This is a genomic window from Rhodococcus sp. NPDC003383 (genome assembly GCF_053589115.1).
Map to the genome: position 1 here is coordinate 107,508 of NZ_JBSFRG010000017.1, position 23,845 is coordinate 131,352.

Here is a 23,845-nt window from a genome sequence, read left to right on the forward strand (position 1 = left end):
ACGGTCACGGCAGTGTCAGGATCTCGCATCCGCTGTCGGTGACGACGATGGTGTGCTCGAACTGCGCGGTCCACTTGCGGTCCTTGGTGACGACCGTCCAGCCGTCGTCCCAGATCTCGTAGTCGGGCGTGCCCAGGTTGATCATCGGTTCGATGGTGAAGACCATGCCGGGCTCGATGACCGTCTCCACGGACGGCTGGTCGTAGTGCAGGATGACCAGGCCGTTGTGGAAGGTCTCGCCGATGCCGTGGCCGGTGAAGTCGCGGACGACGCCGTATCCGAACCGATTGGCGTACGCCTCGATGACCCGGCCGATGACGTTCAGGGCGCGGCCGGGCGCGACGGCCTTGATGGCCCGCCGGGTCGCCTCACGGGTGCGTTCGACGAGCAGGCGGTGTTCCTCCGAGACGTCACCGGCCAGGAACGTCGCGTTGGTGTCACCGTGCACCCCGTGGATGTAGGCGGTGACGTCGATGTTGACGATGTCGCCGTCCTCGATCACCGTCGAGTCGGGGATGCCGTGGCAGATCACCTCGTTGAGCGACGTGCAGCAGGACTTGGTGAAGCCGCGGTAGCCGAGGGTCGACGGGTAGGCGCCGTGGTCGCACATGTACTCGTGGGCGATGCGGTCGAGTTCGTCGGTGGTCACACCGGGGGCGACGGCCTCGCCGGCCACGGCGAGCGCCTGCGCGGCGATCCGGCACGCCTCGCGCATCTTCTCGATGGTCTCCGGGGTCTGCACCCACGGCTCGTTGCCTTCCTTGGCGGTCGGCTTCCACGCGTACTCGGGTCGTTCGATGAGCTTGGGAACCGAACGGATGGGGGTGGGCGTGCCGGGAACGAGAGCTGTGCGCACAGACATGACGATCAGGATATGCCCACCGGCCCGCGGGTGATGCCTCCGAGGCATCACCCGCGGGACGCGGGTCAGCGCTGACGGAGGAGGAAGCGCTGGACCTTGCCGCTGGGGGTCTTCGGCAGGTGCGGCACGAAGTGCACCGCCCGCGGGTAGGCGTGCGCGGCGAACTTCTTCTTCACCAGCTGCTGCAACTCGGCCTCGAGTTCGTCGGTGCCCTCGACGCCCTCCCGCAGCACCACGAACGCCTCGAGCACCTCGCCGCGGAGCTCGTCGGGCAGACCGACGACCGCGGCCTCGACCACCTGCTCGTGCATCACGAGCACGCTCTCCACGTCGAACGGCCCGATCCGGTAGCCCGCCATGATGATCACGTCGTCGTCGCGGGAGGAGAAGAAGTAGAAGCCGTTCTCGTCGACGCGGCCCGCGTCGCCGGTCAGGTACCAGCGGCCGTCCTCGCTGAAGCGTTCGGCGGTCTTCTCCGGAGCGTCGACGTAGCCGGTGAACCACAGCAGCGGGCTGGCCTGGGTGTCGATCGCGACGCGGCCGACCTCGTTCGTGTCCGCGAGTTCGTCGCTGTCCTCCTTCAGCACCGCCACCGACCAGCCCGGCAGCGGCTTGCCCATCGAGAGCGGCGGCACGTCCTCGCGCAGGCCGTCGGCCCACGCGTTGACGACGAACATGCCGTGCTCGGTCTGCCCGTACTGGTCGTGGACGACGACACCGAACTTGTGCTCGGACCAGGTCAGCACGTCCGGGGTCAGCGGCTCACCGGCCGACGATGCGCGGCGCAGCGGGATCTGCGGTCCCTGGCCGGAGTCGGCACGCAGGCTGCGGTACACCGTGGGTGCGGCGGCGAAGTTGGTGACGCCGAACGTCTCCATCACCTGCCAGGTCAGCGCCGGCGAGAACCCGGCGTGCAGCAGGATGCTGCGCCGGCCGGCGGCCATGGGACCGAGCAGCGCGTAGTACAGCCCGTACGCCCAGCCCGGGTCCGCGGCGTTCCAGAACACGTCGTCGGGGCGCACGTCGAGGCCGAAGTCCATGTACGCGTGGAACGAGGCGAGCGCCCGCACCGGAACCGGCACGCCCTTCGGGGTCCCCGTGGTGCCGGAGGTGAACAGCTGCACGAGGCCACCGGAGCCACCGACGGCGACCGCGGCACCGCGCGGATCGTCGCCGGTGTGGGCGGCGAGCAGGTCCGCGAAGTGCAGCCCGATCCCGGCGTCACCGGAGTCCCCCGCGACGACGATCTGCCACGGCGCGTCGGCCGGGATGTCCTCGCTGGGCGCCAGCTTGCCGAGCTGGTCGGCGTCGGCGACGACGACCTTCGCGCCGCTGGCCTGCAGCCGGAACGCGATGGCGGGGGGCGCGAACGCGGTGAACAGCGGCACGTGCACGGCGCCGCGCCGCCAGATGCCGAGCAGCGCGACGACCAGGTCGGCGGACTTGCCCATCAGCGTCGCGACATGGTCGCCGGGCTCGACACCGAGGTCGTTCAGCGCGGCCGCGAAGCGGGTCGACTGCTCACGCAGGTACCCGTACGTCAGATCGGTCGAGGAGAGATCGGACTCGACGACGGTGAACGCGACCGCGTCGGCGGGATGGTCGTCGCACAAAAGGTTCGCAGCGCATCCGTCCGCGGTGTCGTAACGGTCCAGCAGTTCGCGGACACGGGCAGCGAAATCGGCAGCCATCGATCCGTCCTCCTCGTCGAGCGTTCACAGGGTTGTCTGCATTCACAGGGGGTGTCTGGGCGGCACGCCGCGGGGATGCGCGTCACCCGAACGTACCGCCACCTCTATGATCCGAGTCACAGAATCTTCTCGATACCCCCGGAAAGGGGTGGGTGATCGTGCCGGCTTCCGGTCCCTCGTCTCTCCTCCGTCCCCGCGACGGCGACGCGCTGCGCGCCGAGTTGCGACGCACTGCCGCCGACGCGCAGGTCTCCGTCGTGTTCGCCGGGGAGGTCCGCAGCGGCCATCTACAGCTGAGCGAGTTCCTCGGCACCCGCACCAACGGGCTCGAGGGAGTGATCGTGCCGCCGAAGGCCGGGCTCGGTGGACTGGTCGTGGACCGGGCCAAGCCGCTCACGGTCGCGGACTACGGGCGGTCGTCGTCGATCACCCACCACTTCGATCGTCCGGTGCTCGGCGAGGGTCTGCGCTCGATCCTCGCGGTGCCGGTGCTCGTCGGCGGGGCCGCGCGGGCGGTGCTGTACGGGGCCATCCGCGAGTGTGCGCCGCTGGGTGATCGCGCTGTGGGCGCGTTCGTGCAAGCGGCGCGGCGTCTCTCCGACGAGATCACGGTGCGCGACGAGGTCGACCGGCGGCTCGCGCTGATGGCGCGGATGAGCCCCGTGGACCGCGATCCGCTGGCGACGGCGGAAGTCCGGGAAGTGCACGCCGAACTGCGCAGTCTCGCCCAGACGGTCGGCGACTCCGGTCTGCGGCAGCAGTTGCGGGCGCTGTCGGACCGACTCGCCGGTGCGTGCGGGGGCACCACCACTCCGGCACCGGCACCGGCGACCGCGATCGTGCTGTCCCCACGCGAGACCGACGTGCTCTCACACGTGGCGCTGGGCTGCACCAACGTCGAGATCGCGCAACGCCTCTCGGTGACTCCGGAGACCGTGAAGAGCTATCTGCGCAGCGCGATGGGCAAGCTCGACGTGCACACCCGGCACGAGGCGGTCGTCGTCGCCCGGCGGCTGTCGCTGCTGCCCTGAGCAGTCCCGTTTCCGGGCCGGAGAGGATTCCCTATGTCGGACACGGCTTCGTCTCCGCAGCTGAAACGGGTCATGGGGCCGGGACTGCTGCTGCTCTTCATCGTCGGCGACATCCTCGGCACCGGCATCTACGCGCTGACCGGCAGGGTCGCGAACGAGGTTGGCGGCGCCGTGTGGCTGCCGTTCGTGCTCGCGTTCGTCGTCGCGGTGATCACGGCGTTCAGCTACCTGGAACTGGTCACCAAATACCCGCAGGCCGCGGGCGCCGCGCTGTACACCCACAAGGCCTTCGGGATCCACTTCCTGACGTACATGGTCACCTTCACGGTCATGGCGTCGGGCATCACCTCGGCGTCGACGGCGGCGCGGGCGTTCTCCGCGAACTTCGTCGAGGCGTTCGATCTCGATATCGGCGAGGGAATCGGCATCACGGCGTTGGGCCTGACGTTCATGCTGGTGGTGGCGCTGATCAACCTGCGCGGCGTCGGTGAGAGCGTCAAGACGAACATCGTCCTCACGTGTGTGGAGCTGTCCGGGCTGCTCATCATCATCCTGATCGGGATGTGGGCGCTCGGGATCGGCGAGGGCGACTTCTCGCGGGTGCTCGACGTCGACACCGGCGACCGCTCGGTCTTCGGCGCGGTCGTCGCCGGCACCGCACTCGCGTTCTTCGCGATGGTCGGTTTCGAGGACTCGGTGAACATGGCCGAGGAGTGCAAGAACCCGACCCGGATCTTCCCCCGGGTGCTGCTCCTGGGACTCGGGATCACCGGCCTGATCTACGTGCTGGTGTCCGTCACCGCGATCGCGCTGGTCCCGGCCGTCGAACTCGGCACCGGTGACACTCCCCTGCTGAAGGTGGTCGAGGCGGGTGCGCCGGCGTTCCCGGTGGGGATCTTCGCGTTCATCACGATGTTCGCGGTGGCGAACACGGCTCTGATCAACATGCTCATGGCCAGCCGGCTGGTCTACGGGATCGCCCGCGAAGGCGTGCTGCCCGCGGCGCTCGGCAGGGTGCACCCGACGCGCCGCACGCCCTATGTCGCGATCGTCTTCACGACGCTGCTGGCGTTCGGGTTGGTCGCCTTCGTCGGCGAGGTGCCGGAACTGGGCGGCACGGCCGCGCTGTTGTTGCTGATCGTCTTCGCGATCGTCAACGTCAGCGTGCTGGTGCTGCGTCGCCGACCGATCGACCACCCGCACTTCCGGACGCCGACGGTCCTCCCCGTGCTCGGCGCCGCGAGCTGCATCTTCCTCGTGTCACCGCTGGTGGACCGCCCCGTGGCGCAGTACCGGATCGCGGCGGTCCTGCTCGGCCTCGGGGCCGTGCTGTGGCTGATCACCTGGTTCCTGGCCAAGCGCAGGGGTGGCCGCGGCCCCACGATCGACCCGGAACACCTGGTCGAGAAGTGAACCGCGAGGCCCGGGCGGGTCAGTAGCCCTCCGGCAGCGCCGCGAACATGTCCCGGGTGACGGCGACGGCGTTGTCGGAGCTGCCTCCCCGGACGACGAGCGTGGCGAACGCGAGGTCCCCGCGGTAGCCGACGAACCACGCGTGCGATCCGCCCTCGACCTCGGCCTCACCGGTCTTGCCGTAGACCTCGCCCTGGTCCCGGATGCGGTCGGCGGTGCCGCTGGTGATCACCAGCCGCATCATGCCGCGCAGCCCGTCGACCATCTCCGGGGTGATCGCCGGGCGGTCGCCCTCGACCGTCGTTTCGCGTCCCTTGATCAGATACGGGACCGGTGTCCGGCCGGCCGCGACGGTCGCGGCGGCGAGCGCCATCGCGAACGGGCTGACGACGACCTTGCCCTGCCCGAATCCGTCCTCGGCCCGCTGCACGACGTTCTCCGCGGGCGGGACCGAGCCCGAGAACACCGGCAGCCCGACGACGTCGTACTCGGGTCCGATGCCGAATGCGGCGGCGGCGTTCGTGAGCGCATCGGCGGGCATCTCGGAGGCCAGCTTCGCGAAGGACGTGTTGCAGGAGCGGGCGAACGCCGTCGCCATCGACACCGTGCCGAGTTCGAACTCGTTGTAGTTGGGGACGCTGCGTTCCCCGATGGTGATCCGGCCCGGGCACGGCACCATCGTCTCGGGACCGGCGAGACCGTTGGAGATCGCCGCACCCGAGGTGATGATCTTGAACGTGGATCCGGGTGGGTAGTGTCCCGCGATCGCGACCGGTCCGTCCCGGTCGGCGGCCTTGTTCTGGGCGACGGCGAGGACCGCGCCGGTGGAGGCCTCGATCACGACCGTCATCGCCTGCTCGACGCGGGCGTCGACGGCGGCCTGTGCGGCCAGCTGGATCGGCCGGTCCAGGCTGATGGAGAACGACGGCGCCGGCTGCGGAGCCGTCTCCGTGAGGACACCGACGTCGACGCCGTACTGGTTCGTCACGACGACACTCCAGCCGGCGACCCCGTCGACCTCGTCGATCACCGTCTTCTTGATCTGGCCGAGCAGGTCGGGGGCGAAGTTGCGGTCGGTGGCGACGAGATCGGCCTGTTCGACGACGCCGACGCCGGGGATGGCGTCGAGCGTGTCGGAGACGGTCGCGTAGTCGTCCGCGACGAGCCGGATGACGGCGAGCGGGCCGCTCGCCGCGGTCGCGGATTCGGCGATGGACTGGGCGGTGAGGGACGTGTCGAACCGCGTCAGCGCGGCGGACAGAGCGCGGGCCGCGCCGAGGACATCCCTGTTCGCGGACGCGTCGAACGAGATGGAGTACACGGTCCCGGGCACCAGCACGTCCCCGCCCGAGTGTTCGTTGACGCGCGCCCGGGGCGCGGCCTTGGTGCGCAGGTGCATCGTCTGGCGGTCGCCGAGCTGCGGGTGCAGGTTCGAGCGGGTCCACCGCACGATCCAGTCGTCGCCGCTGCGTCCCATCTGCATCGTCCCGGTGTACTGCCAGATCCGGTCCTTCGGCAGGTGCCACTCGTAGGCGTAGTCGACGGTCGCGGCGTCGCCGTGGATCTGCACGCCCGTCGTCTCGGCGATCAGCGATTCGGCCTGCAGTCCGTCCCACGTCTCGGCGAGAGCTGCCTCGGCGTCCTCGGGCCGGTCGGTGTGGTCGGCGGCGGTCGCGAAGTCCTGCTCGGAGAACGCCGAGAGGAATGCCTGGGCCGCCGACTCGGGTCCGGCGGGTTTCGGTGTGCAGGCCACGACGCCGCCGAGGACCGCGACCGCGGCGAGCGAGGCCGCCACGATCCGGACGAGGACACGACGGGGGACGGGCGAGGTCGCCCGGGGAACTGAGCTGGCTTTCATCGCCCGTCATCGTAGGAGGCCGATGCCCGGACATCGGGGAGGCGCAACGGACGTGGTGGGCGTCTCCGTCGTGCGGAGTCGTTCAGTCGAGCAGGACGGTGGAGAACGTGGCGACCTGCCGGAAGCCGATGCGCGCGTACGCGGCGCGGGCCCGCATGTTGAAGCTGTTGACGTACAGGCTCGGCAACCTGCCGCCCGCGGTGATCGCAGCGGCGACCGCCGCGGTGCCGGCCGATCCGATTCCGGCGTTGCGCATGGCTGGGCTCACCCAGACGCCCTGGATCTGACCGACCGTCGACGACTGCGATCCCACCTCGGCCTTGAACACGACCTCGCCGTTCTCGAACCGAGCCCAGGCGCGGCCGGTCGCGATGAGGCTGGCGACGCGACGGCGGTAGCTCACTCCCCCGTCGCCCGCACGCGGGTCGATGCCGACCTCTTCGATGAACATGGCCACCGCGGCGGGCAGGTAGGCGTCGATCTCCTCGGGCCGCACCCGGCGGACGAGCGGGTCGGGCGTCACGAGCGGTTCGCGGTCCAGGACGAGCAGCGGCTGTTCGGCGCGCACCTCCCGGGCGGGTCCCCACGCGTTCTCGAGCAGCTCCCACATGGGCATGGCGAGTTCGGCACGGCCGACGACCGACGAGCACAGGCGCGGTCCACGGGCAGCACGTTCGGCGAAGGCCTGCAGGTCGTCGGGAGACCCGAGCAGCGGGATCAGGTTGGCTCCGGAGAAGCACAGCGAGGTCTCCGCCCCGCCGCGGCTCCACATCTCACCGCCGACCGAGCGGCCGGCGATGCCGTACTCCTCGACACGGCCGGTGACCATGCACGTCGCCACCGGGTCTCGGGCGAGGACGCGCAACACCGCGGCGGTGTCCCGTCCACCGAGCGACCGGACCCCAAGAAGCTTGAGCACGTGCCCACCACCTGTCGACTGCCGATACCGACCAGATTGCCATGAGCTACGGCTCGACGGAAACCCACTCCCGAATCGGGAGTGTCGGAAGGTTCAGCCGACCGAAACGGTGGGTGTGCCGCTGCCGGCGTCGCCCTCCATCTCCTCGGCGATACGCATCGCTTCCTCGATGAGGGTTTCGACGATCTGCGCCTCCGGGACGGTCTTGATGACCTGCCCCTTGACGAAGATCTGTCCCTTGCCGTTGCCGGAGGCGACTCCGAGGTCGGCTTCGCGCGCTTCGCCCGGACCGTTGACGACACAGCCCATCACGGCGACGCGCAGCGGCACCTCCATGCCCTCGAGACCGGCGGACACCTCGTTGGCCAGGGTGTAGACGTCGACCTGAGCGCGGCCGCACGACGGGCACGAGACGATCTCGAGCTTGCGGGGACGCAGATTCAGCGACTGCAGGATCTGCGTGCCGACCTTGATCTCCTCGGCCGGCGGCGCGGACAGCGACACTCGGATGGTGTCGCCGATGCCCTCCGAGAGCAGCGCACCGAACGCGACCGCGGACTTGATCGTGCCCTGGAAGGCCGGTCCGGCTTCGGTGACGCCGAGGTGCAGCGGGTAGTCGCACTGCGCGGCGAGCTGCCGGTACGCCTCGACCATCACGACCGGGTCGTTGTGCTTGACGGAGATCTTGATGTCGCCGAAGCCGTGTTCCTCGAACAGGCTCGCCTCCCACAGCGCGGACTCGACGAGCGCTTCGGGGGTGGCCTTGCCGTACTTCTTCAGCAGCCGCGGGTCGAGGGAACCGGCGTTGACGCCGATCCGGATCGGGATGCCGGCGTCCCCGGCAGCCTGCGCGACCTCCTTGACGCGGCCGTCGAACTCCTTGATGTTGCCGGGGTTGACGCGCACCGCGGCGCAACCGGCGTCGATCGCCGCGAAGATGTATCGCGGCTGGAAGTGGATGTCGGCGATGACCGGGATCTTGCTCTTCTTCGCGATGGTCGCCAGTGCGTCGGCGTCCTCCTGCCGCGGGCACGCGACACGGACGATGTCGCAGCCGGAGGCGGTGAGTTCGGCGATCTGCTGGAGGGTCGCGTTGACGTCGTGCGTCTTGGTGGTGCACATCGATTGCACCGACACCGGATAGTCGCTGCCGACACCGACATTTCCGACCATCAACTGGCGGGTCTTGCGGCGCGGTGCGAGGACCGCGGGTACTTCGGGCATGCCCAAACCGATGGGGCTGGTCACGTTTCGCCTTCTTTCGTTGCTACCGGCCGATTCTAGCGGCGCAGGTCAGAGCAGCTTGATGGGGTTGACGATGTCCGCGGTGAGCGTCAGCAGCATGTAGGCACCGCCGACGACCACGGCCACGTAGGTGAGGGGAAGCAGCTTCATGTAGTCCACCGGCGGTCCGTCGGCGAGACCACCCAGGTTGCGCACCCAGTTGCGGAGGCGCTCATAGATCGCGACGGCCATGTGCCCGCCGTCGAGCGGCAGGAGCGGCAGCAGGTTGAACGCGCCGAGGAAGAAGTTCAGCTGCGCGAGCAGCAGCACGAAGGACTGCCAGATGCCGGCTTCCGCGAACTGGCCGCCGATGACGCTGGCGCCGACGACGCTGACGGGCGTGTCGACGGCCCGTTCCCCGCCGGTCACCGCGGTCCACAGGTCCGACACCTTCGACGGCAACTGCACGAGCGCCTCGGCGGTGCGGGCCGCGAGATATCCGGTGAACTCGAACGTCGCCGGGACCGCCGACACCGGTGTGTATTCGAGCACGCGCGGCTCCCCGCCGACACCGATGGCACCGACCTCCCGGGAGACGGGTTGGGCGCCGGGGTCGTCGCTCTCGTACACCCAGCGCTGCACCTGCTGGATCGCGACCGGGAACGTGAGGGTCTCGTCGCCGCGTTCGACCGTGAAGTCGACCGTGCCGGACAGCGGCTGGGTGGCCTGAACCAGCTGACCGAACGTCTCGACGCGGGTGTCACCGACCGCGACGATGACGTCGCCCGGTTGGATACCCGCGGCCTGGGCCGGACCGGTGCCTTCGCATTCGGCGGGCGCGTAGCCGCCTTCCGCGCCGGCCTGGGTCGGAGCCGCGCATCCCACGGTGCCGACCACGGCGCGGGTGTCCGTGTTCGGCAGACCCGACGTCACGGCGAGGGCGTAGACCAGCACGATGCCGATCAGGAAATTCATCGCGATGCCGCCGGACATGACGACCAGGCGTTTCCAGGTCTTCTGCTTGTACATCGCGCGGTCGTACTCGTCGGGTGCGAGCTCGTCGAGCGCGGTCATCCCGGCGATGTCGCAGAATCCGCCTGCGGGCAGCGCCTTGAGGCCGTACTCGGTCTCGCCGCGGCGGAACGAGAAGATCCGCGGGCCGAACCCGATGTAGTACCGCCGCACCTTCATGCCGAGCTTCTGCGCGGTCCACATGTGACCGGCCTCGTGCAGCGCGACGGAGGCGGTGATGCCGAGGGCGAAGAGCACCACGCCCAGCACGAACATCATCTGTAGCCGCTCCTCCTATTTCACGAGCGCGCGGGCTCGGTCCCGAGCCCAGCCGTCGGCGGCGAGCACGTCTTCCACGGTAGCGGGTTCTGCGGACCACTCGTGTGCGTCGTTCAGCACTGTCTCGACCGTGCGGACGATGCCGGGGAACGGCAGCGCACCCGCCAGGAACGCCTCCGCGGCGATCTCGTTCGCCGCGTTGTACACGGCGGTGAGGCTTCCGCCGCCGCGTCCCGCGGCGCGGGCGAGTTCGATCGCCGGGAAGACGACGTTGTCGACGGGCTCGAACTCCCAGGTCGACGCCGTCGTGAAGTCGAGAGCGGGAGCCGCCTCGGGCACCCGGTCCGGCCACGCGAGGGCCAGCGCGATCGGCAGCTTCATCGACGGCGGCGACGCCTGCGCGAGCGTCGACCCGTCGGCGAACGTCACCATCGAATGCACGATGGACTGCGGGTGCACGGTGACGTCGATGCGGTCGTAGTCGATGCCGAACAGCAGGTGCGCCTCGATGAGCTCGAGTCCCTTGTTGACCAGGGTCGCCGAGTTGAGGGTGTTCATCGGCCCCATCGACCAGGTCGGATGCGCACCGGCCTGCTCGGGCGTGACGTCCTCGAGCTGCTCGGCGCTCCACCCGCGGAACGGGCCACCCGAGGCCGTGAGCACCAGACGCGCGACCTCACCGGCGGTGCCGCCGCGCAGGCACTGCGCCAGCGCCGAATGCTCCGAGTCGACGGGCACGATCTGACCGGGCGCGGCCGCGGCGGTGACGAGCGCGCCCCCGGCCACGAGGGACTCCTTGTTCGCGAGCGCGAGCCGCGCGCCCGTCGCGAGGGCCGCGAGCGTTGGCTCGAGACCGAGCGAGCCGACGAGCGCATTGAGAACGACATCCGCTTCCGTCTCCCGCACGAGCTCCGTGACGGCGGACGGGCCGCTGCGGACCGTCACCCCGGGCAACTCCAGCCGCGCCGCGGCGTCCGGATTCGCGACCGCGACGTCGGTGACACCCGTCGCGCGGATCTGCTCGGCGAGCAACTCGAGGTTGCCGCCGCCCGCGGCGAGGCCGACGACCTCGAACTTGTCGGGGTTGGCGTCGATGACCTCGAGCGCCTGGGTGCCGATCGATCCGGTGCTGCCGAGCAGCAGGACGCGGGTGCGGGAGCGGGATTCAGTGTCGACCACGCGACCATTGTTCCTGATGCACCTGAGGTGTCCCTGAATCGGTCGCGACCACCGGCGACGCGCGGGCACCGCCCCCACTTCATACGACAGGCGGTCGTATGTCACGATTAGCCCAACAGCGCGATCTTTCGAGCAGGAGGAACAACCGTGGCCGGTACCGAGTTGCAGTCCACCAAGGTCGACACGGCCGAGGTGCCCTCGGCGGAGTGGGGTTGGAGCGGTGAGGCTCCCAAGCTGTACCGCACCATGGGCATCATCGGTGCGATCTTCCTGCTGTTCATGATCATCGGCAATCACACCGGTCGCGTTGAGGACTGGTACCTCATCGGTTTCGCCGCGCTCCTCGTGCTGATCGTCGTGGTCGACGCCATCAGGCGCCGCCGCCCGCGGTAGAGCCGCACAGATTTCGTCGGGCCCGTCCGGAAGTTCCGGGCGGGCCCGACGCGTCTCCACGGACGGGTCAACCGCAGGATGTCAGCTCGGCGCGCGCGTGAGCGTATTTCGCCGCCAGTCGTTCACGGCTCGCATCGTCCAGACTGGCCAGTCGCTCCGGGTCGCTGTTGTCCGCGAGATCCGCGAGCTTGACCGTCAACGCCAGCGGGACCCGGCGCACCCGTGCGTAATACTCGTCCGGTTCCTCACCGCCCCGGCGGGTCAACGCGTCGACCGCAGCGACGACCTCTGGCGGGAACTGTTCCCCGAGGTCCGCGAGCGTCACCGTCGTGTCCTCGACGACGTCGTGCAGCCAGGCAACCGCGACAGCGTGATCGTCGCCGGCCACCCGGGCCGCAACTCGGGCCGGATGCGTGATGTACGGGCGCCCGGCCTTGTCGACCTGACCGGCGTGCGCGACCGTCGCGATCCGCTGCGCCGCCCGTGTGATCGAAGATTCCAACTACTCCCCCGAGTGTGATCGTGACCGGTCGCGGCGCCGGCGCCGAACACGCACCGGAACGTCCGCGTCGATCCAGAGTTACCAGCAGGATCCGACAGGTTTTTCACGACATGTCCGGTTCGGGAGCGCAGGTCACGAGCCGGACGACGTCGGCGAGCGTGCCGGCCTCGAGGGTCGCTCGCTGCCGGGCGGCGCCGTTCCCGGTGGCCAGGATGCGCTGCACGGCCTCCCGGGCGGCGCAATAGTCGCCGGTGCGTTCGAGAGCGGGCCGAACATGCTCGAGGAGTCGGAAGATCGGGTGCGCGGCATGCACGAGCTGCCCGGAGACGGTGTCGACCGCGCGCCCTGTGACGCCGTCCCGCGAAGCTCGCCAGTATGCGGCGCGCAGAACCTCCGGCTCCACGTCGAGTTCCTCTCCCTGCCGGGTGGAATCGAGTGCCGTGACGACCAGGCCGCGCACCAGGGTCGCGAGCAGGACCGCCTCGTCCACGGTGGCCTGGGTGTCGCCGATACGGATCTCGATCGTGGGCAGATGCGCCGACAGGCGCATGTCCCAGTAGAGCATCGCCTTGTCGAGGATGACCTCGCGCTCGAGCATGGTCGCGATCACCGCGTCGTAGTGCTCCGCGGATTCGAAGACGGGCGGCGGCCCGGCATTGGGCCACCGCGTCCACAACACATGACGCCAACTCGCGTATCCGGTGTCGCGCCCGGCCGCGATGGGCGAGTTCGCGGTCAGCGCCAGCAGGACCGGCAACCAGGGCCGCAGATGATTGCTGACCCGCACCCCGGCGTCCCGGTCGGGGATGGCGACGTGGACGTGACAGCCACAGATGACCTGCTCGCCGAGCAGCCCGAAGTTCCCGAGCAGGCTGTGATATCGCTCCTGGTCGGTGATCAGGCGCGGCGGTGGACCGGCCGGTGGAACCGCGGTGGCCAGCAGCACCGCGCCCGCGCACGCGGCGGCCGCGGCGGCACGAGATCTCGTCCGCCGCAGTTGCGTCCGCAACTGTTCGATGCTCGTGCACACCGGCGTGGCGGTTTCGATCTGGCATCGGGACAGTTCCAGTTGCAGGTCGATGCCGAGTTCGCGCCCGGCGGCGGCGACGGCGACGTTGTCGAGCCACGGTGCCCCGGTCTCGGGATCGGCGAGGACGAATTCCTCTTCCACCCCGATGGTCGGACCCGAACCTTCGGCGGCGGGTTCGGCAACGCGAGATGGGGATGAGGTCATCGTCGCTCCTGCCCCGGCCAGCGTTCTCGGCCGTTGCACCCAGGCTGTCACGTCCGCCCCCGGCCCGGGGGCGGAACCGGAGCCGCAATACTCCGGTCGGCAGTGAGTACCCACGTCACACCGGAATCAGCGGCCCCGTCACTGTTGATCTCTAGTGGCCCCGCCACTGCCGCATTCCAGCGGCCCCGCCACTGTTGATTTTCTAGTGGCCCGCCACTGTGGATCCCTAGTGGCCCCGCCACTGTGGATCCCTAGTGGCCCCGCCACTGTGGATCCCTAGTGGCCCCGCCACTGTGGATCCCTAGTGGCCCCGCCACTGTGGAGCCCGCTTCTCGGCGAACGCGCGCGGCCCCTCCAGCGCGTCGTGACTGTTGTAGCAGGATTCCGACGCGTGCCGGGCCGCCCGCAACGCAGCGGACCGTCCCATCTCCGTGGAGATCATCACGGTCTCACGCGCGGCACGGACCGACAGCGGGGCCCCGGCGAGGATGTCCCCGGCCAGCTCGAGTGCCGACGCGAGCAACTCGGCGGGTTCGGCAATTCTGTTGACCAAGCCGATCTCGTACGCGCGCTGCGCGGTGATCGGCTTTCCGGTGAGCAGGATCTCCATCATGATGCGCTGCGGAATCATGTGGATCAGCGGCGACGCCCACGGGGAACTGCGGCCCACCTTGACCTCGGTGACGGCGAAGGTTGCGGTCGTGCTCGCCACGCACAGGTCGCAGCTCTGGGCAATCAGCCAGCCGCCTGCGAACGCGGCACCGTTGACCGCGGCGATCGTCGGCTTCGACAGTTCGACGGTGTCGTACGGGACGGGAATCAGATCGCGCGGCGGCACCCGCATGCCGATCTCGACCATTTCCTTCAGGTCACCCCCCGCACAGAACGCCTTCTCCCCCGCCCCGGTCAGAACCGCCACGCGCAGGTCCGGGTCGTGCTCGAAGCGCTCCCACGCGTCGTAGAGCCCCCGGCGGATCTCCGCGGTCAGGCAGTTGCGGGTCTCGGGCCGGTTCAGCGTGACGACCGCGATGCCGTCGTCGCGGGCATCGAACAGTACGGCCTCGCTCAACCGCCGGTCCTCGCTCACTAGAAACCTCGCTGCTCGATGACGTGGGCCTGCCGTTCCAGGTCCTCCCGGAAGGCCGGGTGCGCGATTGCGACCAACCGCCGCGCGCGTTCACGCAGGGTGCGGCCCCGCAGTTCCGCCGCGCCGAATTCGGTGACGACGACGTCCACGTCGGAGCGCGCGGTGGTCACCGGCCCGGACAGTGCCGCGGTGATCCGGCTGACCGTGCCGCCTTTCGCGGTCGCGGGTAGTGCCGTGATCGCGTGTCCACCGGGCGACCGCGCGCCGGCCCGCACGAAGTCGACCTGCCCGCCGGTGCCGCCGAAATACGACGCGCCACTCTGTTCGGCGTTGACCTGTCCGGTCAGATCGATCTCCATCGCCGAATTGATCGTGACGAGCTTGTCGAGTTGCGCGAGGACGCCCGCGTCGTGCGTGTAGGCCGTGGTGCACATGCGGATCTGCGGGTTGCGATGGGCGAATCCGTAGAGCCGCGCGGTTCCGATCAGCGCTCCGGTGATCGAGACGCCCCGGTCGATTCGCTTGCGCGCGTTGGTGATCACACCCGATTCGATGAGATCGACGAGCCCGTCGCCGATCATCCCGGAATGCACACCGAGGTCCACCCGGTCGTGCAGGAGCCGCAGAATTGCGTCGGGCACGGCGCCGACCCCGGTCTGGATGACCGATCCGTCGTCGATGTAGGCGGCGGCGTGGTGCGCGATGGCCGCGTCGACCTCCCCGATCGCCGCCGGCGGCACCTCGACCGGCGACCGCGAAACATGCACGGCACAATCGATTTTCGAGGACGGCAGTGATTCGCCGAAGGTGACGGGAACCCGGTCGTTGATCTCGGCGATCACCACCCGGGCCGTCGCGACGGCGGACTGGACGTAGTCGCTGACGAGACCGAAGCTGTGGTGTCCGTCCGCGTCCGCGGGAGCGACCTGGACGAATGCGACGTCGCACCGGATGGTTCCGGCTTCGATCATCGGTCCGATCCGGCTGACATGGCAGGGAATCACGTCGAGTTCGTGGGCCTTGCTGAGCGTCCGGAGCGCGCCGATGGCGCCCATGCTCGACATCGCGAAACTGTCGGTCCGGCCGGGTGTGAAGATCCCGGAGAAGCTCGTGGCGACGAACACCGTGAGTCCGCCGATGTCGCGGCCCTGCTCGATCAGCGCTTCGATCAAGGTGGTCGGTTCGCCGCACGCCTGCCCGATGACGATGTGATCTCCGGGCCGCAGATGCTCGGCCAGATCCACGGTGGGCGTGCATGTTCCGCGGTGGGAACTCGACCCGATCACGACTCGGTGCCGTTCGCTCGCGCGCCGGCGACGTGTAGTTCGTCGAGCACTTCGCGGGTGTGTTCTCCGAGCCGGGGTGCGGCTCCGGCGACGCGGCCGGGTGTTCGCGACAGCCACGTCGGGGGCCCGGGGAATCGGACGTTGCCGTACGGGGTCTCGACCTCCTGGAAGAAGCCGACGTCGTCGAGGTGATCGTTGTCGAACAGTTCGTCGAGGCTGCGGACCGGCGCAGCGGGGATGTCGAGGCTGTGCAGGAGGTCGAGCCACTCGACGGTGGTCCGTTCGAGGAAGGTCTCCCCGAGACGTGCGTAGACGGTGTCGATGCTGCGGGCCCGTTGCTCGAGCGTCGCGTAATGCGGTCCGGCCCAAGCCGGTTTCACTGCCTCGACGAACGCGGTCCACTGTTTGTCGTTGTACACCAGCGCCGAGATCCGGCCGTCCTCGGTCCGGTACGGCCTGCGGTTGGGGGCGACCGCGCGGGGGTAGACCGCCGGCCCCACGGCGGGATGGAACATGGCGCCGTTGGCGTGTTCGACGAGCATGAACGACGCCATGGTCTCGAACATGGCGACCTCGACCTCCTGGCCCTCGCCGGTCCGTTCCCGGTGGAACAGCGCCATCACCGTGGCGTACACGGCGGTCAGGCCCGCGACCTTGTCGGCGATGATGGTGCCGACATAGCCGGCGTCGCCGGTGAGCTGTTCCTGGGCGGACAGCAGTCCGCATTCCGCCTGGATCGTGTCGTCGTAGGCGGTGAGGTCGGCGTCGGATCCGCCGCGGCCGTAGCCGTAGCAGTTGGTGTAGACGATCGCCGGGTTCAGCGCGGAGACCTCGTCGTAGCCGAAGCCGAGTTTCGCGATCGCCTTCGCGCGCATCGAATGGATGAACACGTCGGCGCCGGTGACGAGTTCGCGCAGCACCGCACGGTCCTCGTCGGCACGCAGGTCCAGCACGACGCTGCGCTTGCCGCGGTTCACATTGACGAAGACCCCGCTCATGCCCGGTTCGGGTCCGGCGGAGATGTAGCGGGTGTTGTCCCCGGCGGGCGGTTCGATCTTGATCACCTCGGCACCCATGTCCGCCATGATCTGCGTGCAGTACGGGCCCATCACCATGGCCGTCAGGTCGACGACCCGCACGCCGGACAGCGGACCTGTGTGTTCCATCCTGCTCACCCTCACTGCGTTCTGTCGGATCGGTGATGCACTTTCGAATCCCTCCCGGGCGGCGTCACACTATCAGGTGAATCCTTACAAGGATAGTGGTATGACTATGGGGTGGAAACGAATTCCGGAGGCTTCGCCCGTGTGCCTTTGTGGCGCCCGGGGCCGCCACAAAGGCACACCACCGTCAACCGCGTCCTCGACACCGCACTCGCCGAGCGAGCGGACGCGCCCGCCATCGACGCCGCGTCGGGCGTGTGGACCTACGCGGAACTCGACGAACAGGCGCGACGCGCGGCCGGCGCCCTGTGGTCACTGGGCGTCCGCCCCGGCGACCGTGTCGCCGCGTGCCTGCCCAACGACCTCGACATCGTCGCGGCGTTCCACGGCGCCGTGCGCATCGGCGCGATCTGGGCGGGAATCGGCGAGACGCTCACGGAAGCCGAGCAGCGGAACCTGTTCGACCTGTGCGCGCCGACGGTCGTGCTCGCCGGGGACCACTGCGCGCTGGACACCCCCGAGTGCGTGCGCCCCGACCGGTGGTCGGACCTGCTGACCCACACCGACGACGCGCCCCCGGTCGACGTCGAGCCGGACTCCCCCGCCGGAATCGCCTTCACCAGCGGCACTTCCGGAAGTCCGAAGGCGGTCGTGCACAGCCACCGCAATCTGCTGCTGCCCGGCGCGACGCTCGTCGCCACCCGCGGCTGGGGACCGGATCTGCGCAAGGGCGACAGCTTTCCGCTGACGATCCTGAATCTGATGGTGCTGTCCACACTTCTCACCGCGCAGGCCGGTGGATGCGCAGTCGTGATGAACCGCCGCGACCTCGACGGTGTGGCCGAATGGATCACCACCCGGAAGGTCACGGTGTGGAACGGTGCTCCGGCACAGTTGTTCGACCTGGCGCGTCGCCCGGACATCGACCTCGGGTCGCTGCGCGAGGTGTGGAGCGGCGGCGGCGACACCCCCGACGCACTGCGCCGCGCTTTCGCCGAGACGCACGGGCTGGTTCCCCGCGTCACCTACGGGCTGACGGAGGCGCCGACGGTCGTGTCCATCGACCCGGACGGTGACGAATGGCGCCCCGGGACCAGCGGGCGGGTCCTTCCGCAGTACGACGTCGCCGCATACGACGACGACGGCCGCCGGCTTCCCGACGGTGAACTCGGCGAACTGAAACTCGCCGGCACCGGTGAGGGCCCGTGGGCGCACGCGTGGACGCCGATGCTCGGTTCTTGGGAGAACGGACATATCCGTCCACCGGAGCCCGGCCCGATCCCCACCGGCGACATCGGAACCGTCGACGGCGAGGGGTGGCTGACCGTGCTCGACCGCAAGAAGCTCGTCATCATCCGCGGCGGCGCCAACGTCTACCCCCTCGAGGTCGAACGCGTGCTCGCCACCCACCCGGACGTCAGCAAGGCCGCCGTGTACCCGATCCCCGACGACCGCCTCGGCCAGCGTGTCGCGGCGGTCGTCGAGAGTCACCGTCCCGAACCGGATTTCGACGCGATCACCGCGCTGTGCCGACGCGAACTCGCGTCGTACAAGGTTCCGGAGATCTGGACCCGCGTCGACGCGCTGCCGGTCAATGCGATGGGCAAGATCCAGCGCGCCGGTCTCGCCGAATTCGTCGCCGCCCACGGTGTCACCGAACAGCGTGTCACCGAACGCCGCGATGCCGGGCGTGCATAGTCCCGGCGCAGCCGTCCGATCCGTGCGAGGATCGAGCCCCTGTCGAGAGGAGAGCCCAGTGGCGCCCATCGGTGACGCCGCCGCGAGGATGTTCGGCCTGGACGGGCGGGTCGCGATCGTGACCGGGGCGTCGTCCGGTCTGGGTGCAGCCGTCGCCGAGGCCCTGGCGTCGCTGGGCGCGAAGGTCGCGGTGGTGGCGCGGCGCCGCGACCGGCTCGCCGACCTGGCACAGCGGATCGACGGACTGCCCGTGGCCTGCGACCTGTCCGACCTGGACCGGGTCGCCGAGGTCGTACCGGCGGTGCTCGAGCACCTCGGACCCCCGGAGATCCTGGTGAACGCCGCGGGGAGCATGTTCACCGAGGAACGCGCCGAGTCGGAGCCGCTCGGCGCGATGCGGCGCACGCTCGATCTGAACCTGCTCGCGCCGTTCCGGCTCGCGCAGGACGTGTTTCCGTACATGCGGGCGGCCGGTCGCGGATCGATCGTCAACATCTCGTCCATCAGCGGCCGGGTGGGGGTCGCGGGCATCCCGCAGGCGTCCTATGCCGCGAGCAAGCTCGGCCTGTCGGGTCTGACCTCCGAACTCGCGGTGCAGTGGGCACGGCACTCGATCCGGGTGAACACCGTGGCGCCCGGCTTCTTCCGCAGCGAGATCACCGGTCCTCTCTACGAGAGCGAACGGGCCACCGAGTATCTGCGCCGCAACACGCCGCTCCCGAAGGAGGGCACCGCGGACGACATCGTCGGTGCGGTCGTGTGGCTCGCCGGCGACGCCGGCAGCTACGTCACCGGTCAGACGATCGTGGTCGACGGGGGCTGGACCGCGCGCTGAGGCCGGCTCCTACGACTCAAGTATTGTCATCCTTACAAGGATTGACGTAATGTCCGCTGCACGGGCTTAGGCGACGCCGGTTCCGCACACGGTGCCCGGTCCGGCGAATGCACGTCCGATATCGCTCGACGGCTCGAGGAAGGAATTGCTTCGACGATGTTTTCCGCTTTGGTGATCGAGAAGGACGAAACCGGACAGACGGTGGCGCGCAAGAGCCTGGAGGACACCGACCTGCCCGACGGGAATGTGACCGTCGACGTGGAGTACTCGACCCTCAATTTCAAGGACGCTCTCGCCATCACCGGTAGGTCCCCGGTCGTGCGCAGGTTCCCCATGGTGCCGGGAATCGACATGGCAGGCGTCGTCGCCGACAGCTCGCACGAGCGGTGGTCGGAGGGTGACCGCGTGGTGCTCAACGGCTGGGGCGTCGGCGAAACCCATTGGGGCGGACTGGCACAGCGCGCGCGGATCGACGGCGACTGGCTGGTCCCGCTGCCCGATGCGTTCACCCCGCGGCAGGCCATGGCGATCGGGACCGCCGGCTACACCGCGAGCCTGTGCGTCGACGCTCTCGTCGACTTCGGTGTCACCCCCGACCAGGGCGACATCCTGGTGACGGGCGCGACCGGCGGCGTCGGCAGCGTCGCCATCGCCCTGCTCGCCAAGGCCGGATTCTCCGTCACTGCCGCGACCGGAAAAACTTCGGAGGCAAAGTATCTCACCTCGCTGGGTGCGAGGAACGTCCTCGATCGGGCCGAACTGTCCGCGGCCGGCAAACCGTTGCAGAAGGAACACTGGGCCGGCGTCGTCGACACCGCGGGTAGCCACACCCTCGCCAATGCGTGCGCCCAGACCCGTTACGGCGGCGCGGTCGCAGCGTGCGGTCTCGCCCAGGGCATGGATTTTCCGGCCTCGGTCGCACCGTTCATCCTGCGCGGCGTCTCGCTCCTCGGCATCGACAGCGTGATGGCCCCGCACCCCCGGCGCACCGCCGCGTGGGAACGGCTGGCCCGGGATCTCGACGCGAGCGCGCTGGACGCGATCGCCCACGAGGTCGGGCTGGAGGAAGCGATCGGTGCCGCCGAAAAGCTCATGGACGGCACCGTGCGCGGTCGCATCGTCGTCGACGTCAATCGCTGATCGAGGAGTAGACGTGAGCAAGAAATCGAATCCGGCCGAGGTCACCGAACTCGACCTGTCCGACGTCGATCATCGCGTCGGCAAGCCCGTCGGCGGCGGCCAGCTGTGGGACCCGTGCAGCGGCTCCGACATCCGGCGCTGGGTGATGGCCATGGACTATCCGAACCCGCTCCACTGGGACGAGGAGTTCGCGCGCGAATCGCGCTTCGGCGGCATCGTCGCACCGCAGTCGATCGCGGTGGCCCTCGACTACGGCCACGGCGCGCAGCCCGCCTGCGTGGGCCGCATTCCCGGCAGCCACCTGATCTTCGGAGGCGAGGAATGGTGGTTCTACGGCACCCCGGTCCGCCCCGGTGACAAGCTCTTCCAGGATCGCCGTTTCCACGACTACAAGGTGGTGGAGACCAAGTTCGCCGGTCCGACGATGTTCTCGCGCGGCGACACCGTCCACCGCAACCAGCACGGTGCACTCGTCGCGAAGGAGCGGTCCACCGCGATCCGCTACCTGTCGTCCGAGGCCACCAAGCGCGGCATGTACGAGAACCAGCTCGGGGAGATCAAGCGGTGGACCGCCGAGGAGCTCACCGAGGTCGAATCGCTGCGCCACGAGTGGATCCTGTCCAACCGGCTCGGTGTCTCGCCGCATTTCGACGAGGTCAAGGTCGGCGACACCCTGCCGCGGCGCGTGATCGGCCCGCACAGCATCGCGACGTTCACCACCGAATACCGCGCGTTCCTGTTCAACATCTGGGGCACCTTCCACTGGACCGCACCGGAAGGTCTCGAAGATCCGTGGATCAACCAGGATCCGGGCTGGGTCGAGGGATTCGGCTTCGACGAGGACGGCGCCCGGATCGATCCACGCAAGCGGGACGGGCTCTACGTCGGCCCGTCGCGTGGGCACATCGACGCAGACAAGGCCAGTGAGGTCGGAATGGCCCGCGCCTACGGCTACGGCGCGACGATGGGCGCATGGTGCACCGACTACCTGTCCTACTGGGCGGGCAACGACGGCATGGTCCGTCACACCAAGGCCGACTTCCGCGGTCCCGCGTTCGAGGGTGATGTCACCTACTTCGACGCCGAGGTGATCGACAAGCAGACCGACACCCCGTGGGGCGTGCCCCTCGTCCAGGTGAAACTGCGCCTGACCAACCAGGATTCCGCCGTCCTGGTCGACTGCACCGCCGAGATCGAACTGCCGTACTGAACGCATCGAGCACACGAGGGCAGACATGACGACCGTAGAGAATGCTGTATCGGCACAACCGCTTTCGATCGTCTCGGGACCACCACTCGCCGAGGAGCCCGGCCTCGGGACGTTGACGCTGCCCGGCTTCCTACGCGAGATCACCACGGCGTACGCCGACCGTGAGGCCCTCGTGATGCACGAAGCCGGCGCCGTCACCCGCTGGAGCTACGCCGAGCTCTGGGAACGCGCGATCGAGGTTGCGAAGGCATTGCGCGCGTTGGGGATCGGTAAGGACGGCCGGGTCGGGGTGTTGATGACCAACCGGCCCGAGTGGCTCGCGGCGACCTTCGGCGCGTCGCTCGCCGGCGGTGTCGCGGTCGCGCTGAGCACGTTCTCGGCCCCCGCCGAACTCGACTTCCTCATCGAGACCTCCGGGATCTCGGTGCTGCTGTTCGAACGCACCGTCGCGAACCGGGACCTGGCCGAGGCGCTCGTCGAACTCGAACCGGAGATCGGCCGGTCCTCCCCCGGCGATCTGCGGTCGGCGCGCTACCCGCACCTGCGGTACCTCGCCACGGTCGGGGAGGCACCCGACGGTGCGATCGAGTCGTGGGACACGTTCCTCACACGAGGCCGAGACGTGCCCAGGCGACTCGTCGAGGCGACCGCCGCTGCGGTCAGACCGAGCGACACCGCCGTCCTGTTCTTCTCCTCGGGCACGACGAGCAAACCGAAAGGCATCCTCAGCGCCCACCGGGGGGTGAGCATCCAGTCGTGGCGGTTCGGACGGATGTACGGCTTCGAGCCCGCGGACGATGTGCGCTGCTGGTCGGCGAACGGCTTCTTCTGGTCGGGCAACTTCGGGATGGCGCTCGGTGCGACCCTGTCGAAGGGCGGCTCGCTCGTCCTCCAGTCCGTGTTCGACGCCGCCGAAGCGCTCGATCTCATGGAACGCGAGCGGGTGAACTTCCCGGTCGCGTGGCCGCACCAGTGGGCACAACTCGAAGCCGCTCCGAACTGGGCGGAGACGGACCTGAGCGCGATGCGGTTCGTGGACAACAGCACTCCCATCGCGCGACACCCGTCGGTGTCGGTCGACTACCGCGAACCCGGCCACGCCTACGGCAACACCGAGACCTTCACGATCTCGACGGCCTACCCGGCGAACACCCCCGACGAGGTGACCGCCGGCAGCAGCGGGGTGCCGTTGCCGGGTGTCACCGTGAAGGTCGTCGAACCGCTGTCCGGCGTCCCTGTCCCGGTCGGGGCCAGCGGTGAGATCTGCGTCAAGGGGCCGACATTGATGCTCGGTTACCTCGGAATCCCGCTGTCCGACACGCTCGACGCCGACGGCTTCTTCCACACCGGCGACGGTGGGCACCTCGACGACGAGGGCCGGCTGTTCTGGGAGGGCCGGCTCAACGACATCATCAAGACCGGTGGCGCGAACGTCTCCCCGCTCGAGGTCGACGAGGCACTGATCGGTCTTCCGGGAGTCAAGGTCGCGCGCACCGTCGGGGTGCCTCACGAGACGCTCGGCGAAGTCGTCGTCGCGTGCATCGTGCCGCACGCCGACGCGAACCTCGAGGCGAAGAAGATCCGCAGTCACCTCCGGGAACAGCTGGCGAGCTACAAGGTCCCGCGCCATGTGCTGTTCTTCGACGAGGACGAGATCTCGCTGACCGGCAGCGCGAAGATCAAGACCGACGAGGTCCGCAAGCTCGCGGTCGCACGGCTGCAGGGCTGACGCCCGGTGTGCCGTTGTGGCGGTCAGGACCGCCACAACCGGCCACCCGGGGCGGAGCGCCGCGCAAAACGACCGCGGGGGGGGGGGGGGCGGGAGGGAGA

The 23,845-nt window shown here is 69.1% G+C and carries 20 protein-coding genes; 8 read left to right on the forward strand and 12 right to left on the reverse strand.

The features are described from left to right. Positions 1-4: 4 nt before the first annotated feature. Both map and ACWDTS_RS16520 read right to left on the reverse strand, forming a co-directional pair. Positions 5-862, reverse strand: a complete 858-nt coding sequence (map, locus tag ACWDTS_RS16515; protein WP_450111296.1) for a type I methionyl aminopeptidase — start codon at positions 860-862, stop codon at positions 5-7. Positions 863-927: 65 nt separating this feature from the next. Next, on the reverse strand, positions 928-2,553 hold the full coding sequence (locus ACWDTS_RS16520; protein ID WP_450111297.1) for an AMP-binding protein: 1,626 nt from the start codon (positions 2,551-2,553) through the stop codon (positions 928-930). 158 nt (positions 2,554-2,711) lie between these two features. On the opposite strand from ACWDTS_RS16520, the gene ACWDTS_RS16525 reads away from it, so the two are divergent. Next, a complete protein-coding gene (locus tag ACWDTS_RS16525) occupies positions 2,712-3,584 on the forward strand; it encodes a LuxR C-terminal-related transcriptional regulator (protein WP_450111298.1) in 873 nt (290 codons plus the stop codon). A 33-nt stretch (positions 3,585-3,617) separates the two neighbouring features. Then, the gene (locus ACWDTS_RS16530) at positions 3,618-4,997 is read left to right on the forward strand and encodes an APC family permease (RefSeq protein WP_450118616.1); all 1,380 of its coding nucleotides are present in this window, start codon (positions 3,618-3,620) and stop codon (positions 4,995-4,997) included. Between the two features lie 19 nt (positions 4,998-5,016). Here ACWDTS_RS16530 and ACWDTS_RS16535 read toward each other — a convergent pair whose 3' ends face one another. The 5 genes from ACWDTS_RS16535 to dxr all read right to left on the reverse strand — a co-directional run bounded on the left by ACWDTS_RS16535 (position 5,017) and on the right by dxr (position 11,467). Then, entirely contained in the window at positions 5,017-6,855 is a 1,839-nt protein-coding gene (locus ACWDTS_RS16535) for a penicillin-binding transpeptidase domain-containing protein (RefSeq protein ID WP_450118617.1), read from the reverse strand. 82 nt (positions 6,856-6,937) lie between these two features. After that, complete coding sequence (locus ACWDTS_RS16540) at positions 6,938-7,774, reverse strand: GNAT family N-acetyltransferase (RefSeq protein WP_197255470.1); 837 nt, start codon at positions 7,772-7,774, stop codon at positions 6,938-6,940. Positions 7,775-7,867: 93 nt separating this feature from the next. Next, positions 7,868-9,022: a flavodoxin-dependent (E)-4-hydroxy-3-methylbut-2-enyl-diphosphate synthase gene (ispG, locus tag ACWDTS_RS16545; protein WP_197255472.1), complete on the reverse strand. Its 1,155-nt coding sequence runs from the start codon at positions 9,020-9,022 to the stop codon at positions 7,868-7,870. A 45-nt stretch (positions 9,023-9,067) separates the two neighbouring features. After that, a complete protein-coding gene (locus ACWDTS_RS16550) occupies positions 9,068-10,288 on the reverse strand; it encodes a M50 family metallopeptidase (RefSeq protein ID WP_450118618.1) in 1,221 nt (406 codons plus the stop codon). Between the two features lie 15 nt (positions 10,289-10,303). Then, positions 10,304-11,467 (reverse strand): 1-deoxy-D-xylulose-5-phosphate reductoisomerase, encoded by a 1,164-nt coding sequence (gene dxr, locus ACWDTS_RS16555; protein ID WP_450118619.1) that lies wholly within the window; start codon positions 11,465-11,467, stop codon positions 10,304-10,306. Positions 11,468-11,614: 147 nt separating this feature from the next. On the opposite strand from dxr, the gene ACWDTS_RS16560 reads away from it, so the two are divergent. Then, a complete protein-coding gene (locus ACWDTS_RS16560) occupies positions 11,615-11,860 on the forward strand; it encodes a DUF2631 domain-containing protein (protein ID WP_450111304.1) in 246 nt (81 codons plus the stop codon). A 67-nt stretch (positions 11,861-11,927) separates the two neighbouring features. On the opposite strand, the gene ACWDTS_RS16565 is transcribed toward ACWDTS_RS16560, so the two are convergent. The 5 genes from ACWDTS_RS16565 to ACWDTS_RS16585 form a co-directional block, all read right to left on the reverse strand. Then, positions 11,928-12,362, reverse strand: coding sequence for an HD domain-containing protein (locus tag ACWDTS_RS16565; protein WP_248673494.1), 435 nt, complete (start codon positions 12,360-12,362; stop codon positions 11,928-11,930). 103 nt (positions 12,363-12,465) lie between these two features. Continuing rightward, positions 12,466-13,596: a carboxylate-amine ligase gene (locus ACWDTS_RS16570; protein WP_450118620.1), complete on the reverse strand. Its 1,131-nt coding sequence runs from the start codon at positions 13,594-13,596 to the stop codon at positions 12,466-12,468. Between the two features lie 301 nt (positions 13,597-13,897). Continuing rightward, entirely contained in the window at positions 13,898-14,665 is a 768-nt protein-coding gene (locus ACWDTS_RS16575; RefSeq protein WP_450118621.1) for an enoyl-CoA hydratase/isomerase family protein, read from the reverse strand. A 17-nt stretch (positions 14,666-14,682) separates the two neighbouring features. After that, on the reverse strand, positions 14,683-15,927 hold the full coding sequence (locus ACWDTS_RS16580; RefSeq protein WP_450118622.1) for an acetyl-CoA hydrolase/transferase family protein: 1,245 nt from the start codon (positions 15,925-15,927) through the stop codon (positions 14,683-14,685). A 38-nt stretch (positions 15,928-15,965) separates the two neighbouring features. Continuing rightward, positions 15,966-17,135, reverse strand: coding sequence for a CaiB/BaiF CoA transferase family protein (locus ACWDTS_RS16585; RefSeq protein WP_450118623.1), 1,170 nt, complete (start codon positions 17,133-17,135; stop codon positions 15,966-15,968). Positions 17,136-17,276: 141 nt separating this feature from the next. Between ACWDTS_RS16585 and ACWDTS_RS16590 the strand changes: the two genes are divergently transcribed. The 5 genes from ACWDTS_RS16590 to ACWDTS_RS16610 all read left to right on the forward strand — a co-directional run bounded on the left by ACWDTS_RS16590 (position 17,277) and on the right by ACWDTS_RS16610 (position 23,744). Further along, on the forward strand, positions 17,277-18,830 hold the full coding sequence (locus ACWDTS_RS16590; RefSeq protein WP_450118624.1) for an AMP-binding protein: 1,554 nt from the start codon (positions 17,277-17,279) through the stop codon (positions 18,828-18,830). An 88-nt stretch (positions 18,831-18,918) separates the two neighbouring features. Further along, entirely contained in the window at positions 18,919-19,665 is a 747-nt protein-coding gene (locus ACWDTS_RS16595; RefSeq protein WP_450118633.1) for an SDR family NAD(P)-dependent oxidoreductase, read from the forward strand. Positions 19,666-19,821: 156 nt separating this feature from the next. Further along, positions 19,822-20,805 carry an acrylyl-CoA reductase (NADPH) gene (acuI, locus tag ACWDTS_RS16600; protein ID WP_450118625.1) on the forward strand — a complete coding sequence of 328 codons (984 nt, stop codon included), beginning with the start codon at positions 19,822-19,824 and terminating at the stop codon, positions 20,803-20,805. 13 nt (positions 20,806-20,818) lie between these two features. Continuing rightward, positions 20,819-22,015 carry a MaoC family dehydratase gene (locus ACWDTS_RS16605; RefSeq protein WP_450118626.1) on the forward strand — a complete coding sequence of 399 codons (1,197 nt, stop codon included), beginning with the start codon at positions 20,819-20,821 and terminating at the stop codon, positions 22,013-22,015. Positions 22,016-22,040: 25 nt separating this feature from the next. After that, a complete protein-coding gene (locus tag ACWDTS_RS16610; RefSeq protein WP_450118627.1) occupies positions 22,041-23,744 on the forward strand; it encodes a class I adenylate-forming enzyme family protein in 1,704 nt (567 codons plus the stop codon). Positions 23,745-23,845: the final 101 nt, after the last annotated feature.

What these genes read in the sequence shown, in the direction of transcription:
- ACWDTS_RS16585 (WP_450118623.1), bottom strand. Translation starts at nt 17,135, where the DNA reads ATGGAACACACAGGTCCGCTGTCCGGCGTGCGGGTCGTCGACCTGACG.
- map (WP_450111296.1), bottom strand. Translation starts at nt 862, where the DNA reads ATGTCTGTGCGCACAGCTCTCGTTCCCGGCACGCCCACCCCCATCCGT.
- ACWDTS_RS16530 (WP_450118616.1), top strand. Translation starts at nt 3,618, where the DNA reads ATGTCGGACACGGCTTCGTCTCCGCAGCTGAAACGGGTCATGGGGCCG.
- ACWDTS_RS16570 (WP_450118620.1), bottom strand. Translation starts at nt 13,596, where the DNA reads ATGACCTCATCCCCATCTCGCGTTGCCGAACCCGCCGCCGAAGGTTCG.
- ACWDTS_RS16520 (WP_450111297.1), bottom strand. Translation starts at nt 2,553, where the DNA reads ATGGCTGCCGATTTCGCTGCCCGTGTCCGCGAACTGCTGGACCGTTAC.
- acuI (WP_450118625.1), top strand. Translation starts at nt 19,822, where the DNA reads ATGTTTTCCGCTTTGGTGATCGAGAAGGACGAAACCGGACAGACGGTG.
- ACWDTS_RS16595 (WP_450118633.1), top strand. Translation starts at nt 18,919, where the DNA reads ATGTTCGGCCTGGACGGGCGGGTCGCGATCGTGACCGGGGCGTCGTCC.
- ACWDTS_RS16550 (WP_450118618.1), bottom strand. Translation starts at nt 10,288, where the DNA reads ATGATGTTCGTGCTGGGCGTGGTGCTCTTCGCCCTCGGCATCACCGCC.
- ACWDTS_RS16535 (WP_450118617.1), bottom strand. Translation starts at nt 6,855, where the DNA reads ATGAAAGCCAGCTCAGTTCCCCGGGCGACCTCGCCCGTCCCCCGTCGT.
- ACWDTS_RS16610 (WP_450118627.1), top strand. Translation starts at nt 22,041, where the DNA reads ATGACGACCGTAGAGAATGCTGTATCGGCACAACCGCTTTCGATCGTC.